Here is a 14,107-nt window from a genome sequence, read left to right on the forward strand (position 1 = left end):
GTAGGTGAACCACACCGGCCAACCGCGGCGGCTGTGTGCTGCTGAAGCACTCAGCCCGATCCATCCGGCGGCTCCGAGACGGCCCGGGCCTCCAACCGTGCGGCGTGCCGCCTGACGAACTGCGGCAACACCACCCACAGACCGCCGCACACCAGCAGCGTCGCACTCCCCGCGATCACACCCTCGACCCGGCCGAACACCACGTCGACGACGAGCAGCACGGAACCGGTGAGCGTCAGCATCAGGACGCTCATACCCGCCCCCGCCAGCCGTGAGGAGATCATGACGATCTCAGGCTTGGCCCCGCGCTGGAACAGCGTGCGGTGCAGCGCGGCCGGAGTGGTGAACAGGGCCGCTGCGAGCACCGCGAGCAGCAGCGTCGTGACGTACACGGTGCGCTGCGCCGTGTCGAGCGCGGAGAAGCGGGCGGTGAAGGCCAGCGTCAGCAGGAACGCGAAAAGGATCTGGACCCCGGTCTGGATGATCCTCAACTCCTGGAGCAGCTCACCGTAGTTGCGGTCGGCCCGCTCCAGCGTCGTCTCCTCGCGCGGCGTACGGGAATTCTCCTCAGCCATGTCCTGGCAACCTACTCGAAGGCCGCGCAACGGTCCCCCGGCCGGACAGAGCATTGCGTACGACGGTCGCGGACGTCCTGTATCAGCGGATGCAGTCGGCCGCGCCGTTGGCTTCGCGGGGCTGGTTGCTGAGCGCGGACAGCACGGCCGCCCGTCGCCTCGGTGGGACACGGGCAGGTCCAGGGCTGAGTCTCGATGTGTGCCGTGTCAGTCACCGCATCACGGGCAGGGATGGCATGCGGCAGCACCCTCTAGGCGGGGACGTGGGGGTGCCTGAGCGGTGCTCCGGCCTGATGGAGGCTGGTGAGGGCCTGCCGGTAGGAGGTGATCAGCCCGGTCTCGACGTAGTCCACGCCCAGGTCCTCGCAGTAGTGGCGGACGATGGTTCGGGCCTTGCGCAGGTTGGGGCTGGGCATGCTGGGGAACAGGTGGTGCTCGATCTGGTGGTTCAGCCCGCCCAGTGCGATGTCGGTGAACCGGCCGCCGCGCACGTTGCGTGAGGTGAGCACCTGGCGGCGGAGGAAGTCCGGGCGGTCATCGCCCGTCAGGATCGGCATGCCCTTGTGGTTCGGAGCGAAGAGGGAGCCGAGGTAGACGCCGAACAGGCCCTGGTGGACGGCGATGAAGGCGATCGCCATGCCGGGCGGCAGCAGCCAGAGCAGGACGGTCAGGTAGACCGCGAAGTGGGCGAACAGCAGGGTGCCGTCGAGCGTTCGGTGCTTGAGCGAGCGGTTGGCCAGCGCCTTCACGCTCGACACGTGCAGGTTGAAGCCCTCCAGGGTGAGGAGCGGGAAGAACAGGAAGGCTTGCCAGCGGCCGATGAGGCGGGGGAGCCCCTTGGCGGCCCGGGCCTGGTCCTGGGACCAGACCAGCAGGTCGGGGGCGAGGTCGGGGTCGAGTTCCTCGTGGTTGGGGTTGGCGTGGTGGCGGGTGTGCTTGTCCTGCCACCACCCGTAGCCCATCCCGATACCGGCACCGGCGATCCGTCCGGATGCTTCGCTGGCCCGGCGTCGGCGGAACACCTGGCGGTGGGCTGCGTCATGGGCGAGCAGGGCGACCTGGCCGAAGACGACGGCCAGGAAGACGGCGACCGCCAGTGTCCACCAACTGTCGCCGACGAGCGCGACGGCGGCCCACCCACTGACGTAGAGCGCGGCCACCACTGTGATCCGCACTGCGTAATAGCCCGGACGGCGTCCCAGCAGGCCGGCATCAGCGATCCTTCTCGACAATCGGGCGAAGTCACTGCCGGACGTCTCCGAGGGCGGGGGGCGGACCGTGGTGTTGGTGGTCATGTCGCTGTAACTCTTTCCGAAGGGGGCAGATGGTCAGGCGCCGCCTCGGAAACTCTTTCCGAAGGGGGCAGATGGTCAGGCGCCGCCTCGGAAACTCTTTCCGAAGGGGGCAGATGGTCAGGCGCCGCCTCGGAAGCTCTCTCCGAAGGGGGCGGATGGTCAGGCGCCGCCTCGGAGTTGCTGAGACCGGGCCACAGGCAGGGGTGCGCTTTGGCCGTTGCGGATGCACATCGCGCGACCGCGGAGCAGGGACGACGTTGCTCTCCGCATGCGGGTTCCCTGTCAGGCAGGTCTCACACCGTGGCAGGTCAGGGCTGGCGGAGTGACGGCCGCGCGCTTTCAGGGAAGAACCGGGGACGGCCGGTGAAGGGGGGTCGGCTGATCACTGAGGGGCACTCATCACGGTGACCGGCGAGGTCTGTCGCCAGGGCGCGGTTTCCGTGATGAGGACGGCGACGGTGGCCGGACCCGGGCTGTGAGTGGTGGCTGCCTCGGCTACCGCCTCCCGGACGGCGCGGGCGACTTTCAGTGGATGGTGTCCGGGGCCGACCGCGAGGTGAACCTCGATGTGTCGGCCGGGTGGATCATCTTGGTCCTCCACCCTGACCGGGCGGCTGCCCAGCATGGCCGTGAGGCGGGCTACGCCCGGCACACCCGTCGCGACGTCCGCCAGCTCCCTGGCGAGTCCGCGCATGGACCCTGTTCCGGTCACCGGGGGCGAGTTCCGCGCGGCCGCAGCTTCCGGCGTGGGCCTCATGGCCGTCGCCGCGGTCCGGGACGTCATGCCTGCCTCCGGGACCTCACGGAGATCCGTTACGCGCAGGTCAGCCGTCACCGTGGCCAGCCCGAGCTGTTCAGTGGCCGCGCCCAGCAGTGTGCTCCTCAATTCGTCGGCGGTCTCCGGCAGCGGCCGCACGAGGGATGCGGTGAAGGCGGCCTCGATGGTGAGCGGGCCAGGCGGTAGCGCGCTGGCCGGCGGACGGACGGACGGCTCGGACACGGGTTGGAGCGGCGCCGACCCGATGCGCAGGGACTCCAGTCGGACACCGGGGACCTCGGCGGCGGTGCGCCCGAGGGCCTGGACGGCCGCTTGCTCGGTGATCCACGTCCCGTCGTGGGGCCCGCCGAGCGGGAGCAGCCGGCCCAGGCCAAGCCGGCTTCGTACTGCCTGCGTCCACGCCTCGGTCACTGGCCTCTCACCCTCCTTCTCCACGGCCGGCGGTTCTCTTCCCGCGGCGTTTTGCCCGGAGTGTCCTTGAGAGCTCGGGGCCGGGCCTCGGGCCACTCGTCGGACCACCCCGTCTCACGCTCTACAGACGGGCAAAAGGTACTAAAAAGAATATAATCCGAGTAATGGGTTATCTGTGGCCTCGCGAGGGAGGAATATCCCGATGACTGAGAACACCGGCGTCAGGCTCGGCGCTGCGCCCGGTTCCCGAGGCCGGACGACCGTCGCCGATGTGGTGGTGGAGAAGATCGCCGGAATGGCGGCACGGGACGTACGCGGCGTCTATGCCCTGGGCAGCGGATTCGCCCGCTCGATGGGATCCATGCGGGAGCGGATGCCCGGCGCCGGCAGCGGCAAATCCGCCACGCGCGGGGTCAGTGTCGAGGTCGGGGAGCTGCAGGCGGCCATCGATCTGGAGCTCGTCGTCGACTACGGCGTCTCGATCACGGACGTGGCCGGTGAGGTGCGGGAGAACGTGATCGCCGCGGTGGAGCGGATGGCGGGCCGGGAAGTCGTGGAAGTCAACATCATGGTCAGCGACGTGAAACTGCCGGACGACGAGGAGGACGAAGGGGAGGAGCGGCAGCGGATCCAGTAGCCGGAGCGGAGCAGCCCGCTTGAGTGAAGGAGCGCGAAATGAGCAGGGGCGTGGTGGGCTTGATGGCCGGAATGGCGCTGGGTTTCGCCGCGTATTTCGGTGACTTCTGGGCTTTCCTGCTGGTGCTGGGGCTGGGCGTCGTCGGTCTCGTCATCGGGCGGTTCATGGAGGGTGATCTCGAACCGGGCGACTTCGTCCGCCGCCGGGACCGGCAGGATCGGATCCGCGACGACCGGCGACAGGCTCGGGGAGACTGGCGGCGGTGAGCGGGGAAGCCGATGAGCGTCCGGGCGTCCCCCGCGGGGAGCGCGGGGCGACCGCCGTCACCGACCGGGTCGTCGCGAAGATCACGGCCCGGGTGGCGCGCGAGGCGCTGAGCCGGTTCGCCGAGTCGGCCGGCCACGTACCACCCGGCCACCGGACGCCACACGTGAGCACATCCGTACGGCGGGCGCCGGAACGGACCGGCGCAGGACGGGACGCCGAGTCCGCCGCCGGACGGCAGGCGGTGCTCGGCGAGGCACGGCTGCACATCACCGTCGAGCTCGGCTATCCGTCCGACATCGGGGCGCAGTGCGCCGCGGTGCGCCGGGAGGTCACCGAGCGGATCAGGGCATGGGCCGGCATGGAGGTGTCCGACCTCGTGGTCTCGGTCGAGCAACTGCACTCGGCGCATACGCGGCACACGGACCGGGAGAGGGTGCGATGAGCGCGAACACCTCGCGGCAGCCGACCGGTGACAGTGACCTCTCCTCCGGTCCGGGACAGGCGGCTCCGTCCGCCGACGGCACCCCTGGGACGGCCGGGGGCGCCACGAAGGTGACCGACGGATCAGGCCGGTCGGCGCACCGTTTCTGGTCGGCGCGGCGGATTCCCGCGGCCTTGGCAGCCCTGCTGTCCGCCGCGGCCGTCGGATTTCTCCTGTACGACGTGGTCGCGGTGCGGGCAGGCCGGAATGCGATGCGCTGGCGGCGGCGGCTCGCCGAGGAACTGGCCACACGGCCCCTGGACGACGTCTGGATGATCGTCGGGGCCGCGGTCGCGATGGCCCTCGGCCTGTGGCTTTTCCTGCTGGCGGTGACGCCGGGACTGCGCCGGCTGCTGCCCATGCGGGAGCCCACCGGTATCCCCGGGACAGAGGACGTCCGCGCCGGGCTCGACCGCCGCGCGGCCGCCCTGGTTCTGCGCGACCGGGCCATGCAGGTGCCCGGTGTCCAGTCGGCACAGGTCGCTGTCGGCCGCCGGAAGGTCAAAGCCCGGGCACGGGCACACTTCCGCGATCTTGAGGAGGTCCGCTCCGACCTGGACGCCGAACTGGGCGAAGCCGTGACGTCCTTGGGCCTGGCCCGGCAACCCACACTGGCCGTGCGCGTCCGGCGCCCCAAGAAGGGCTGAGGTGACCCTGATGCTCAAGACGGTGAACCGGGTGCTGCTCGGGCTTGTCGGCCTCGGACTGTTCGCCCTGGGCGGCGGCGTGCTGCTGGGCGCACTGGACCTGCAGCGCCACTGGGATTTCGACGTGCCGGGCTGGTGGCCCTTCCGCGGGCCGGACGATGTGGTGCTGGGCGCCTGGGGACGCACCCGGTGGCGGGACGAAGGCTGGTGGTGGCCGACCGTGATCGCGGTGCTCGCCGTGCTGCTGGCCCTGCTGCTGTGGTGGCTCCTCGCGCAACGCAGACACCGCCTGGACCGGGTCCTCATCGACAGCGAAGACAGCGCGCCGGCCCGGCTCAACGGCCGCACACTGGAGAGGGTCATCGAGGAAGAGGCACAAGCCCTCCACGGGGTCTCACGCGCTCACGTCCGGCTGACCGGCCGACGTACCGCTCCCACCGCACGTGTGCGGCTGCTGTTGGAGCCTCACGCCGATCCAAAGCGGACTCTGGGGCAACTGAGCCGCGAAACACTCGCACACGCACGAGACTCGGCCGGCCTGGACCGCCTCCCCTCGAAGGTCCGACTCCGGGAAGCCCGCCACCGCGCCCAACGCGCCACCTAGGACCCCCTGGGCCAAGCCTCATGGGGGTACCGGCCGCGAGGCGCCCCGGATTCCTGGAACCCGAGCGCTCTGGCACACGGAGGATCAAACCGACAGCACGCTGCCTGGCGCACTCGCTTCGCTGACGGCGTGCGCGAAGACACCGGCCCTTGACGGCCTTGTGCGCCGGGGCCTCACGTACCACTTCTCGGCCGACGCGACATCGAGCACAGGCACAGCGTGCCGTGCCGTACCGAGAGAACACGCAGATCTCGCACGGTTCCTTCAGGAGGCATCCCGTCATGGTCCTCTTCCTGATCCTGCTCATCGCCGGAATCGCTCTGGTCGCCATCGGCGCGGCCGTCGACGGCATCCTCTACCTGATCTCCATCGGCGTACTGCTTCTGATCGTCGATCTGCTCTACCTGGCGACCCGCTCCATCTGGCGCTCCACCCGGCGCCCGGCCCGCTGACCGGCTCCCGAATGCCCAGGACCAGTCCGGGCCTGACAGCACAAAGCCCCCGGAGGGACCTTGGGTTCTAGGAGCTGTCGCAACACCCCAGTTCAAGGGGTGCGATGTTCGAGATCCGCAAGCCCCGGACCGTGGCGCAGGGCCGCAGGAAGCTGACCCGTGAGTGGGAGGAATACTTCCGGCTCGTGCGGCAAGGTGTGAGTGGTGTCGCGGGGCAGGGAATCGGAGAGAACTTCGCGCTGTACCGCATGGACACAGGGCTGCGGCTTCGAGCGCCACGTCATGGCTGCTCCGCGTTCGCGGCTGCCGTACGGTTTCCAGGCTGCGGCCTCGCCTGAACGGGGATGGCTGTGTCACTCTCCGAGAATTGATGTCCCAGGATTTGCTGCGCAGGCTGGGTTCAGCGACGTTTCCCCTTGAGGGCCGGCACGGCTCAGGCTCCCGCGGTTCAGAACGGAACCGGGGGAACCGCCGGATGGAGGTCAGTACAGGCTGCCCTGTTCACAGACGAGGCAGGCGACCTCGCGGAGCTTGATGTTGCTCTCCTGGGAATAGCGGCGCAGCACGTTGAACGCCTCGTCTTCGGTGAGGGGGCGGCTGCCCATGAGGATGCCCATGGCCTCACCGATCACGTGGCGGGTGGCGACGGCATGTTCCATCTGGGCGTGGGTGCGGGCACTGGAGAAGGCGACCGCCGCGTGCGAGGCCAGCATCCAGCCGGCCAGCTCGCTGGCCTCGGTGAACGCGCCGGGCTTGCGGGAGTAGAGGTTCAGCGCGCCGAATTCTTCGTCGTCGGTGAACAGCAGGAAGCCCATCATGCTGCCCACCCCGAGGGCGTGGGCCTGCGGGGCGAAGGCGGGCCAGCGCTGGTGCTCGCCGGTGAGGTCGGCGATGCGGAAGATCCGCTCGCCCTGCGAACGGTGAGCGGTGTCGAAACACGGCCCTTCCCCCAGCTGCTGTTGCAGCAGGTCGCTGTCGGTGACCAGCCGGTGAGTGGGAGCGAGGGTCTCCACCTTCGTGTCATGCAGGACGAGGATGCCGGCCGCGTCGCAGCCGTCGACCAGCTCGGTGGCCGACGCGGTGATCCGCGCGAGCGTGGCGTTCACCGATTCCTGCGCCAGCAGATCCCGCGCCATCGACGCCATCTGCTGCGCGAACCGACTCCAGTCCATGGCGTCCTCCGCTGCTCGTCTCTCCTGGACAAGCATTCTGCCCAGCTTTCCTCGCAAGCTTCGCAGTGCATAGGAACAGATATCCGCGCCGGTCGAGACGGTTGCCGCCGACCGCTGCCTGGTCGCAAGGGGTCAGCGGCGAGATGGACTACATAACCGGGCCGGTATTGCGCCCGCAGTTCAAGGAACTCATCGCCCGGAGTGGCCGCTTCATCGTGCTGGACCTGTCCAGAGTCTCGTTCTGCGACTCAGCCGGGCTGAACGTGCTGCTCGGAGCATGGAGGCAGGCGGATGCGAGCGGGGCCGTGCTGGTGCTGGCGTGTGTGCCCGAGCCGTTGCGGCGGATCCTTCAGATGACGGGGGCGGATCAGCTTCTGCGGGTCTATGACACCGTCACCGATGCAGAGGCCGTCTTCGCCGGCTGAAACCCACCACCGACCGCGAGGTTACGAGGGCGCGAACGTGGAGGCCGGCTTCCGCAGGGACGGCATCCGCAGCTGGGAACGGTGATCTCCTGTTTCTGGTTGTGGACGGGTGCGGTGTGAGCCGGCCGGCGAGGGGGCTGAGTCAGGCGATCCCGGTGTCGCGCAGCAGCAGCAGCGCCACGTCCACCACCGCCACGGCGACCGCCGCCGCGAACGCCGCCCGCTCCCAGCGGCATCCCAGCACCGTCCCCGCCACCGCGACCAGGCCGGCCACCGCGAGCGCCGCCAGTCCCCACCTGCCGGGGGGCCCGGCAGGACCCAGCACCAGAACCGCGGACGCGGCCACCAGCGGCACTGGCAGCAGCAGCCGGGTGCCGTCCGGGCCCAGCCGGTGCGGCCATCCCCGAACTCCCGTCGCCAAATCCCCGCGAATGTCCGGCAGTACGTCACCCAGATGGGCACCGACCCCCAACAGCGCCCCGGCGGTGACAACCCACCAGGCCGGCCATGGGTGCCCCGGCAAGGCCAGCGCGACGAACGCCGGGAGCGCTGCGAAGCCCACCGCGTACGGTGCCCAGGACCACACTGTCGCCTTGAGCCGCAGGTCGTAAGCCCACGCCGCCGCCACCCCGGTCAGGTGAACGGCGCCCGCCCGCAGGCCACAGGCGAGCGAGAGCGGCACGCACAGCGCCAGCGCGGCATACGCGGCCACCCACACGTCCGTCACGCCGACCGTGCCGTCGACGACGGGTTTGCCGCGGCGGCCGGCCGCGATGTCCTGGCGCGCGTCGAATGCGTCGTTGCACCAGCCGACGGACAACTGCCCGGTCAGCACGGCGGCGGCGGTCAGGACGCAGCGCGCGGCGCTCTGGCCGGCGGTGACGGCCAGCGCCGCCATCAGGGCGGTGACCGCCACGACAGGCCCGGGGTGGCACGACCCGGCCAGACCAGCCACCCGGCCGGCCCAACTCGCCTCGGGGCCGCCGGTTGTCAACTGCTCGGAAGTGCCCACCCGGCCGATCGTAGGCGCCCGGGCTCCACCCGACCGGCACACGCGCCCCGGGGCGAGCGGCCGGACGGGCGATCCATGGTGTCGGAGTCCCGGTCTGGGGAACACGTGGGAAGCAACTCACCCGAGTTGGTAACCGGACGGGAACCATATGACGCGGATCGCCGCCGTTCACGGTGCCCTCGCACCACACCGTCGCACCCAGTCCGAGATCACCGACATGGTGGCCCGCACCTGCCTGCCCGAGGGCACCGACCGCCGGGTCCTGGACCGCCTGCACCTCAGCGCGAAGGTCCACTCGCGACACATGACGCTGCCGCTCGAACAGTACGGGGAACTGGACGGATTCGGCGCCGCCAACGACGTCTTCATCGCGGCTGCCACCGATCTGGGCGCCAAGGCCGTCCGGGACGCCCTGGACATGGCCGGTCTGTCCGCAGCCGACGTGGACCTGCTGATCTTCACCTCCGTCACCGGCATCGCCATCCCCTCGATCGACGCACGGCTGGTCGGTCGTCTCGGACTGCGGCCGGACGTCAAACGGCTGCCCCTGTTCGGCCTGGGCTGTGCCGGCGGCGCAGCCGGCCTGGCCCGTATGCACGACTACCTGCTGGGCCGGCCCGACCACGTGGCGGTACTGCTGTCCGTCGAACTGTGCTCGCTCACCTTCCAGCGCAACGACGCCTCCATGGCCAACCTGGTCGCCACCGGACTGTTCGGCGACGGCGCCGCCGCGGTCGTGGCCTGCGGCGCGAACCGCCCGGGCCGCCCGGACGAGACCGCCGGCCCGACGATCGTGGACACCCGCAGCCACCTGTATCCGGACACCGGGCGCGTCATGGGCTGGGACATCAAGGACTCAGGCTTCCAGGTCGTCCTCGACCCACAGGTCCCCGATGTCGTACGCCGTTACCTCGCCGATGACGTCGAGGGGTTCCTCGGCGACCACGGGATCAAGCCGAAGGACGTGACCGCCTGGGTGTGCCACCCGGGAGGCCCCAAGGTCCTTCAGGCCGTCACCGAGGCCCTCGACCTGCCCGACGACGCACTCGATGTGACCTGGCGTCACCTGGCCGACGTCGGCAACCTCTCCTCGTCATCGGTGCTCCACGTACTGCGCGACACCCTGGCCCAACGCCGCCCACCGCCGGGCACGCCGGGTGTGCTGCTGGCGATGGGGCCCGGCTTCGCCTGCGAACTCGTCCTGCTGCGCTGGTAGTTCGGACCGTCGAGGGACACGAAGGATACGAAGGACATTGGACACATGATCTGGTACGGACTGCTGGTGGCCGCCGTCGCCGCCGAGCGCATCGCCGAACTCGTCGTCGCCCGCCGCAACGAACGGTGGAGCACTGCCCGCGGCGCGACCGAGTCCGGACAGGGCCACTACCCGGCCATGGTCGCCCTCCACACCGGCCTGCTGGCCGCCTGCCCGGCCGAGGTCTGGCTGGCCGACCGGCCCTTCGTACCCGCCCTGGCCTGGCCGATGCTGGCCGTGCTCGCGGGCGCCCAGGCGCTGCGGTGGTGGTGCATCCACACCCTGGGACCCCGTTGGAACACCCGGGTGATCGTCGTACCCGGCCTGCCGCTGGTGACCGGCGGCCCCTACCGGTGGCGGTGGCTGCGGCACCCGAACTACGTGGCCGTCGTCGCCGAGGGCGTGGCCCTGCCCCTGGTGCACACCGCCTGGATCACCGCGACCGTGTTCACGGTACTCAACGCCGCCCTGCTCACCGTGCGCATCCGCTGCGAGAACCGGGCGCTGACCGCCGCGACCACGCCGACCACGACCGCTCCGGCGTGATCGACGTACTGGTGGCCGGCGGTGGACCGGCCGGTCTGGCCGCCGCGATCCACGCCGCGCTCGCCGGCCTGGAGGCCGTCGTCGTCGAACCCCGGACCTCGCCCGTGGACAAAGCCTGCGGAGAAGGCGTCATGCCTGGCGGAGTCGCCGCGCTGAGAGCACTGGGCGTCGAGGCCAGTGGCCGCGAACTGCGCGGCATCCGCTACATGGACGGTGCCGTCCGCGCCGAAGCGTCCTTCCGCGGCCACAGCGGGCTGGGGATCCGTCGTACGACGCTGCACGCCGCTCTGCACCAGCGCGCTCTCGGCCTCGGCGTGCGGATGCTGCCGGGCAAGGTCGGCGAGGTGCGACAGAACGCGGACACGGTCACCGCCGCCGGAACCACAGCCCGTTGGCTGATCGCCGCCGACGGCCTGCACTCCCCGGTGCGCCGCAGCCTGGGGCTGGAACTGCCGGGCCGCCCCCACGGCCGCTATGGGCTGCGCAGGCACTACCGCGTCGAACCGTGGACGGACTTCGTGGAGGTCCACTGGTCCCGGCACGGCGAAGCCTATGTGACACCGGTCGGCGACGACCTGGTGGGCGTCGCGGTCCTCAGCCGCAACCGTCGCGGGTACGACGAGCACCTGGCCGACTTCCCTGCCCTCACCGCCTCGCTGCGAGGCCCGGCCACGACGGAGGTACGCGGCGCCGGACCACTGCGACAGCGGGTGCGGCACAGAGTCGCCGGCCGTGTCCTGCTCGTCGGCGACGCCGCCGGCTACCTGGATGCCCTCACCGGCGAGGGCATCGCCCTCGCACTGGCGACGGCCGGGGCCGCCGTCCGCTGCCTTGCCGCCGGACAACCGGACAAGTACGAGCACACCTGGTCCCGGCTGACCCGCCGCCACCGACTGCTGACGGGAGCCCTGCTGGCCGCGAGCCGCCGTCCCGGCACCGCCCGCCTCATCGTCCCCGCAGCATCCCGGATGCCCCCGGTGTTCTCAGCAGCGGTCCACGCACTGCAGTAACGGTAGGCCTGCCCTGGAGACCGCCTGGGTCCCGTGGCCGAGCACAGAGATCGTCTCGCCCTGTGCCCCGGAGGCCCGCTGCAGCCAGAAACTCACCTCGGCCGGGACGGAGGCACGAGCGACTGGCCGTCCTGTTCTCCTTCTCCAACCTGCCGGGTCTGCGAAAACCGACTGCAGTGCACCGGCAACGCCGACGGCCGAGTCCGCCGCAACATCCTCCTGCCGCAGCCCTTGTAAAGGATCCGGACCTGAGTCCGACACGAGCAGCGGTCTTGCCGTCATGGGTCCAAGTACCGTGCAGGGCACCGGGTATGAGCGCGCCGTTACACTTCGACATTGTCCACATCCTGAGATGGGGTGGCTTCGGACCGTCTGCCGCACTGGGCCAGGACTATGCTGCTGTACAGGCGTCCCAGACCCCGGCGGCTTGTCGTTTCGCGACACAGATGGCTGCGTGGAGCGGACCTATCGTCCGTCACCCGACGCATCCCTGGAGAGAACCGGGCGGGCCCTATGTCCTGTTGCGCAGGCCCTCGGACCGGCCGTGGTTCCGCCTCCGCCGCACATACGCCCCTGCCGGCAGCGCGCCAAGAGGAGCCGGGACTCCCGGCGTCCCCATCTCGCTGCCGGATGGTCTTTGGAACCGAGGCGTCATGACCCTCCCACGGCTCACCATCTATCGTCATGACCGACGGAAACGGGCACTGATCACCCTGGCTGGTGAGATCGACCTGGAATCGGCACCGCTGGTGTGCGCAGCACTGGCGCGATGCCTGAGCGACGGCATCCGCATCGTCGATGTCGACCTCACCCCCGTGACCTTCTGCGACTGCAGCGGCCTCAATGTCTTCCTCTACGCCGCGCAGCGGACCAGGGAGGCCGGCGGGATCCTACGACTGCACAACCCGCCACCATCACTGGCGCGGATCCTCGAGCTCACCGGCTGCGGGTTCCTGGTTGTCGGCCTTCCGCTCGGGCATCTGCCACCGTCTCTCGGGGACGTCCCTGACCCGGTCGCTCCGGCCCTGCCGGAGCGGAGTGTTCCGCTGGTGGCTGTCCTGTCGGGCGATGTGCGGTGAAGGCCCAGCCCGGGCAGGGGCAGCCGCACGAGCCGCATGCGGGCGAGTCGTCCACCATGGACGCGGTGCGGTTGCGCCGCGTGAACCGCTGGCTGGCGCAGGACTTGGGCGGGGAGCTGGCGGATCTGTACGTCGACTCCCGAGAGACGTCCGCCGCTGAGGCGTACCGCAGCCGTAGCCGCCTGGACTTCCTGAGCCGTCTCACCGGCGACATCCGGCGGCCGGGGTTCGCCATGGTGATCGCGGAGACGGACCACCTGGTGGGATGCGCCTTCGGATTCCCGGTGGCCAGTGACGGCATCTGGTGGCTCGGGTTCGACGGAGCACTGCCGCAGAGCATCGAGCAACTCACCGCCTCCGGCGGCGTCTTCGCGATCACCAGCATCCTGGTCCGGCCACACCCGCAGGACCAGGACGTGGCCCGCCGTTTGCAGGAGCGGCTGCTGAGCGGTCACCAGGCATCCCTCGGCGCCACCCTGGTGGATCCGGGCGATCACCCGACCCTCGCGTCGCTCCGCTCCTGGGGATGGCTGGACCTGGGAGAGGTGTGGCGGCCGGCGGGCCCGACCATGTTCCGTGCGCTGGTATTCCCCATCGGGGAACGAACCACGGCGCGTCTGGAAGGCCTGGCCCACGATGCCTGGTCGCGGTGGCCCGGATGAGGGCCGACAGCCGCTCGGCCCGCATCCAGGTGCTGGTTGCCGAGCAGGCGGCCCGACGCGGCGGCCCGGTCGGTGTGGTGGACGTGTGCACTGCGGCCGTGGCCGCATTGCCGGTCGGCGGAGCCGGGGTATCGGCGATGTCCAAGACCACCGCAAGCCATCCGCTGTGCAGCACCGACACCATCAGCGAGCAGTTGGAGGAGCTCCAGCTGACCCTGGGCGAGGGCCCCTGCGTGGACGCCTTCACCCATGGCTCGGCCGTCCTGTCCCCCGATCTGCTGACCGGCGGGCTGCAGGACCGCTGGCCCGTATTCGCCGACGCGGCCTTGGAAGTCGGGGCACGGGCGGTCTTCGCGCTCCCCCTGCAGATCGGGGCGATCAGCCCGGGAGTCCTCGACCTGTACGCCGACGTGCCGACCGTGCTGGACGCGGAGGAGCTGGCCGACGCGCTGGCGTTCGCCGATCTCGCGACGCTGCTCCTGCTCGACGCGCGGATCGACGAGACGGGCGCGCAGGCCGGCGCACCGTCACCGGACCACGGCTTCGAGGACCTGGGCGGATACCGGGCGGAGATCGACCAGGCCACCGGCATCCTCACCGTCCAGCTCGAAGTCGGCATCGACGAAGCCTTCGTCCGGCTGCGCGCCTACGCCTATACGCAAGGGCGCCGGCTCGCCGACGTGGCCGCCGACGTGGTGGCCCACCGGCTCCGATTCTCCCCGGACACGGAACCGAAACGGACGGACGATGACGCCTGACGCACCGGTTCCGGACGATAAGCGTGCTGCGCTTCCCGCCC

The 14,107-nt window shown here is 70.4% G+C and carries 19 protein-coding genes; 14 read left to right on the forward strand and 5 right to left on the reverse strand.

Annotated elements, in window-relative coordinates:
* Positions 1–50 precede the first annotated feature (50 nt).
* From AB5J49_RS43840 to AB5J49_RS43850, 3 genes are all read right to left on the reverse strand, one after another.
* Entirely contained in the window at positions 51–575 is a 525-nt protein-coding gene (locus tag AB5J49_RS43840; RefSeq protein WP_369174454.1) for a DUF6328 family protein, read from the reverse strand.
* 251 nt (positions 576–826) lie between these two features.
* Positions 827–1,870 carry a fatty acid desaturase gene (locus tag AB5J49_RS43845; protein WP_369174455.1) on the reverse strand — a complete coding sequence of 348 codons (1,044 nt, stop codon included), beginning with the start codon at positions 1,868–1,870 and terminating at the stop codon, positions 827–829.
* A gap of 382 nt (positions 1,871–2,252) precedes the next feature.
* Positions 2,253–3,059, reverse strand: coding sequence for a hypothetical protein (locus tag AB5J49_RS43850; RefSeq protein ID WP_369170047.1), 807 nt, complete (start codon positions 3,057–3,059; stop codon positions 2,253–2,255).
* Positions 3,060–3,261: 202 nt separating this feature from the next.
* On the opposite strand from AB5J49_RS43850, the gene AB5J49_RS43855 reads away from it, so the two are divergent.
* The 7 genes from AB5J49_RS43855 to AB5J49_RS43885 all read left to right on the forward strand — a co-directional run bounded on the left by AB5J49_RS43855 (position 3,262) and on the right by AB5J49_RS43885 (position 6,485).
* Positions 3,262–3,696 carry an Asp23/Gls24 family envelope stress response protein gene (locus tag AB5J49_RS43855; RefSeq protein WP_369170046.1) on the forward strand — a complete coding sequence of 145 codons (435 nt, stop codon included), beginning with the start codon at positions 3,262–3,264 and terminating at the stop codon, positions 3,694–3,696.
* A gap of 38 nt (positions 3,697–3,734) precedes the next feature.
* Complete coding sequence (locus tag AB5J49_RS43860; RefSeq protein ID WP_369170045.1) at positions 3,735–3,962, forward strand: hypothetical protein; 228 nt, start codon at positions 3,735–3,737, stop codon at positions 3,960–3,962.
* Entirely contained in the window at positions 3,959–4,405 is a 447-nt protein-coding gene (locus AB5J49_RS43865) for an Asp23/Gls24 family envelope stress response protein (RefSeq protein WP_369170044.1), read from the forward strand. Before AB5J49_RS43860 ends, AB5J49_RS43865 begins: the two co-directional genes overlap by 4 nt.
* Positions 4,402–5,091 (forward strand): DUF6286 domain-containing protein, encoded by a 690-nt coding sequence (locus AB5J49_RS43870; protein ID WP_369170043.1) that lies wholly within the window; start codon positions 4,402–4,404, stop codon positions 5,089–5,091. Before AB5J49_RS43865 ends, AB5J49_RS43870 begins: the two co-directional genes overlap by 4 nt.
* A 10-nt stretch (positions 5,092–5,101) precedes the next feature.
* Positions 5,102–5,695 carry an alkaline shock response membrane anchor protein AmaP gene (gene amaP, locus AB5J49_RS43875; RefSeq protein ID WP_369175449.1) on the forward strand — a complete coding sequence of 198 codons (594 nt, stop codon included), beginning with the start codon at positions 5,102–5,104 and terminating at the stop codon, positions 5,693–5,695.
* 281 nt (positions 5,696–5,976) lie between these two features.
* Positions 5,977–6,147: a hypothetical protein gene (locus tag AB5J49_RS43880; protein WP_369174456.1), complete on the forward strand. Its 171-nt coding sequence runs from the start codon at positions 5,977–5,979 to the stop codon at positions 6,145–6,147.
* Between the two features lie 104 nt (positions 6,148–6,251).
* The gene (locus AB5J49_RS43885) at positions 6,252–6,485 is read left to right on the forward strand and encodes a hypothetical protein (protein ID WP_369174457.1); all 234 of its coding nucleotides are present in this window, start codon (positions 6,252–6,254) and stop codon (positions 6,483–6,485) included.
* A gap of 144 nt (positions 6,486–6,629) precedes the next feature.
* Here AB5J49_RS43885 and AB5J49_RS43890 read toward each other — a convergent pair whose 3' ends face one another.
* Positions 6,630–7,319, reverse strand: a complete 690-nt coding sequence (locus AB5J49_RS43890) for a GAF and ANTAR domain-containing protein (protein WP_369174458.1) — start codon at positions 7,317–7,319, stop codon at positions 6,630–6,632.
* Between the two features lie 143 nt (positions 7,320–7,462).
* On the opposite strand from AB5J49_RS43890, the gene AB5J49_RS43895 reads away from it, so the two are divergent.
* A complete protein-coding gene (locus tag AB5J49_RS43895; protein WP_369174459.1) occupies positions 7,463–7,744 on the forward strand; it encodes an STAS domain-containing protein in 282 nt (93 codons plus the stop codon).
* 142 nt (positions 7,745–7,886) lie between these two features.
* Here the strand turns inward: AB5J49_RS43895 and AB5J49_RS43900 are convergent, their stop codons facing one another.
* Positions 7,887–8,756 (reverse strand): UbiA family prenyltransferase, encoded by an 870-nt coding sequence (locus AB5J49_RS43900; protein WP_369174460.1) that lies wholly within the window; start codon positions 8,754–8,756, stop codon positions 7,887–7,889.
* Positions 8,757–8,904: 148 nt separating this feature from the next.
* Between AB5J49_RS43900 and AB5J49_RS43905 the strand changes: the two genes are divergently transcribed.
* The 6 genes from AB5J49_RS43905 (at position 8,905) to AB5J49_RS43930 (ending at position 14,066) form a co-directional block, all read left to right on the forward strand.
* On the forward strand, positions 8,905–9,972 hold the full coding sequence (locus AB5J49_RS43905; protein ID WP_369174461.1) for a type III polyketide synthase: 1,068 nt from the start codon (positions 8,905–8,907) through the stop codon (positions 9,970–9,972).
* A gap of 45 nt (positions 9,973–10,017) precedes the next feature.
* Positions 10,018–10,557 (forward strand): isoprenylcysteine carboxyl methyltransferase family protein, encoded by a 540-nt coding sequence (locus AB5J49_RS43910; protein ID WP_369174462.1) that lies wholly within the window; start codon positions 10,018–10,020, stop codon positions 10,555–10,557.
* Positions 10,554–11,567, forward strand: a complete 1,014-nt coding sequence (locus tag AB5J49_RS43915; RefSeq protein ID WP_369174463.1) for an NAD(P)/FAD-dependent oxidoreductase — start codon at positions 10,554–10,556, stop codon at positions 11,565–11,567. The genes AB5J49_RS43910 and AB5J49_RS43915 overlap by 4 nt, the downstream gene beginning before the upstream one ends.
* Before the next feature lie 653 nt (positions 11,568–12,220).
* Positions 12,221–12,646: an STAS domain-containing protein gene (locus AB5J49_RS43920; RefSeq protein ID WP_369174464.1), complete on the forward strand. Its 426-nt coding sequence runs from the start codon at positions 12,221–12,223 to the stop codon at positions 12,644–12,646.
* Positions 12,643–13,308 carry a hypothetical protein gene (locus AB5J49_RS43925; protein ID WP_369174465.1) on the forward strand — a complete coding sequence of 222 codons (666 nt, stop codon included), beginning with the start codon at positions 12,643–12,645 and terminating at the stop codon, positions 13,306–13,308. Before AB5J49_RS43920 ends, AB5J49_RS43925 begins: the two co-directional genes overlap by 4 nt.
* Positions 13,305–14,066, forward strand: coding sequence for an ANTAR domain-containing protein (locus tag AB5J49_RS43930; protein ID WP_369174466.1), 762 nt, complete (start codon positions 13,305–13,307; stop codon positions 14,064–14,066). The genes AB5J49_RS43925 and AB5J49_RS43930 overlap by 4 nt, the downstream gene beginning before the upstream one ends.
* Positions 14,067–14,107: the final 41 nt, after the last annotated feature.

The sequence above is a fragment of the Streptomyces sp. R28 genome, from assembly GCF_041052385.1.
Taxonomy (GTDB): Bacteria; Actinomycetota; Actinomycetes; order Streptomycetales; family Streptomycetaceae; genus Streptomyces.

Excerpts from the sequence above, each read along its gene's own strand:
- AB5J49_RS43855 (WP_369170046.1), top strand. The coding sequence starts at position 3,262 with ATGACTGAGAACACCGGCGTCAGGCTCGGCGCTGCGCCCGGTTCCCGA.
- AB5J49_RS43870 (WP_369170043.1), top strand. The coding sequence starts at position 4,402 with ATGAGCGCGAACACCTCGCGGCAGCCGACCGGTGACAGTGACCTCTCC.
- AB5J49_RS43905 (WP_369174461.1), top strand. The coding sequence starts at position 8,905 with ATGACGCGGATCGCCGCCGTTCACGGTGCCCTCGCACCACACCGTCGC.
- AB5J49_RS43890 (WP_369174458.1), bottom strand. The coding sequence starts at position 7,319 with ATGGACTGGAGTCGGTTCGCGCAGCAGATGGCGTCGATGGCGCGGGAT.
- AB5J49_RS43895 (WP_369174459.1), top strand. The coding sequence starts at position 7,463 with ATGGACTACATAACCGGGCCGGTATTGCGCCCGCAGTTCAAGGAACTC.
- AB5J49_RS43840 (WP_369174454.1), bottom strand. The coding sequence starts at position 575 with ATGGCTGAGGAGAATTCCCGTACGCCGCGCGAGGAGACGACGCTGGAG.
- AB5J49_RS43910 (WP_369174462.1), top strand. The coding sequence starts at position 10,018 with ATGATCTGGTACGGACTGCTGGTGGCCGCCGTCGCCGCCGAGCGCATC.
- AB5J49_RS43930 (WP_369174466.1), top strand. The coding sequence starts at position 13,305 with ATGAGGGCCGACAGCCGCTCGGCCCGCATCCAGGTGCTGGTTGCCGAG.
- AB5J49_RS43860 (WP_369170045.1), top strand. The coding sequence starts at position 3,735 with ATGAGCAGGGGCGTGGTGGGCTTGATGGCCGGAATGGCGCTGGGTTTC.
- AB5J49_RS43880 (WP_369174456.1), top strand. The coding sequence starts at position 5,977 with ATGGTCCTCTTCCTGATCCTGCTCATCGCCGGAATCGCTCTGGTCGCC.
- AB5J49_RS43920 (WP_369174464.1), top strand. The coding sequence starts at position 12,221 with ATGACCCTCCCACGGCTCACCATCTATCGTCATGACCGACGGAAACGG.
- AB5J49_RS43845 (WP_369174455.1), bottom strand. The coding sequence starts at position 1,870 with ATGACCACCAACACCACGGTCCGCCCCCCGCCCTCGGAGACGTCCGGC.
- AB5J49_RS43885 (WP_369174457.1), top strand. The coding sequence starts at position 6,252 with ATGTTCGAGATCCGCAAGCCCCGGACCGTGGCGCAGGGCCGCAGGAAG.
- amaP (WP_369175449.1), top strand. The coding sequence starts at position 5,102 with ATGCTCAAGACGGTGAACCGGGTGCTGCTCGGGCTTGTCGGCCTCGGA.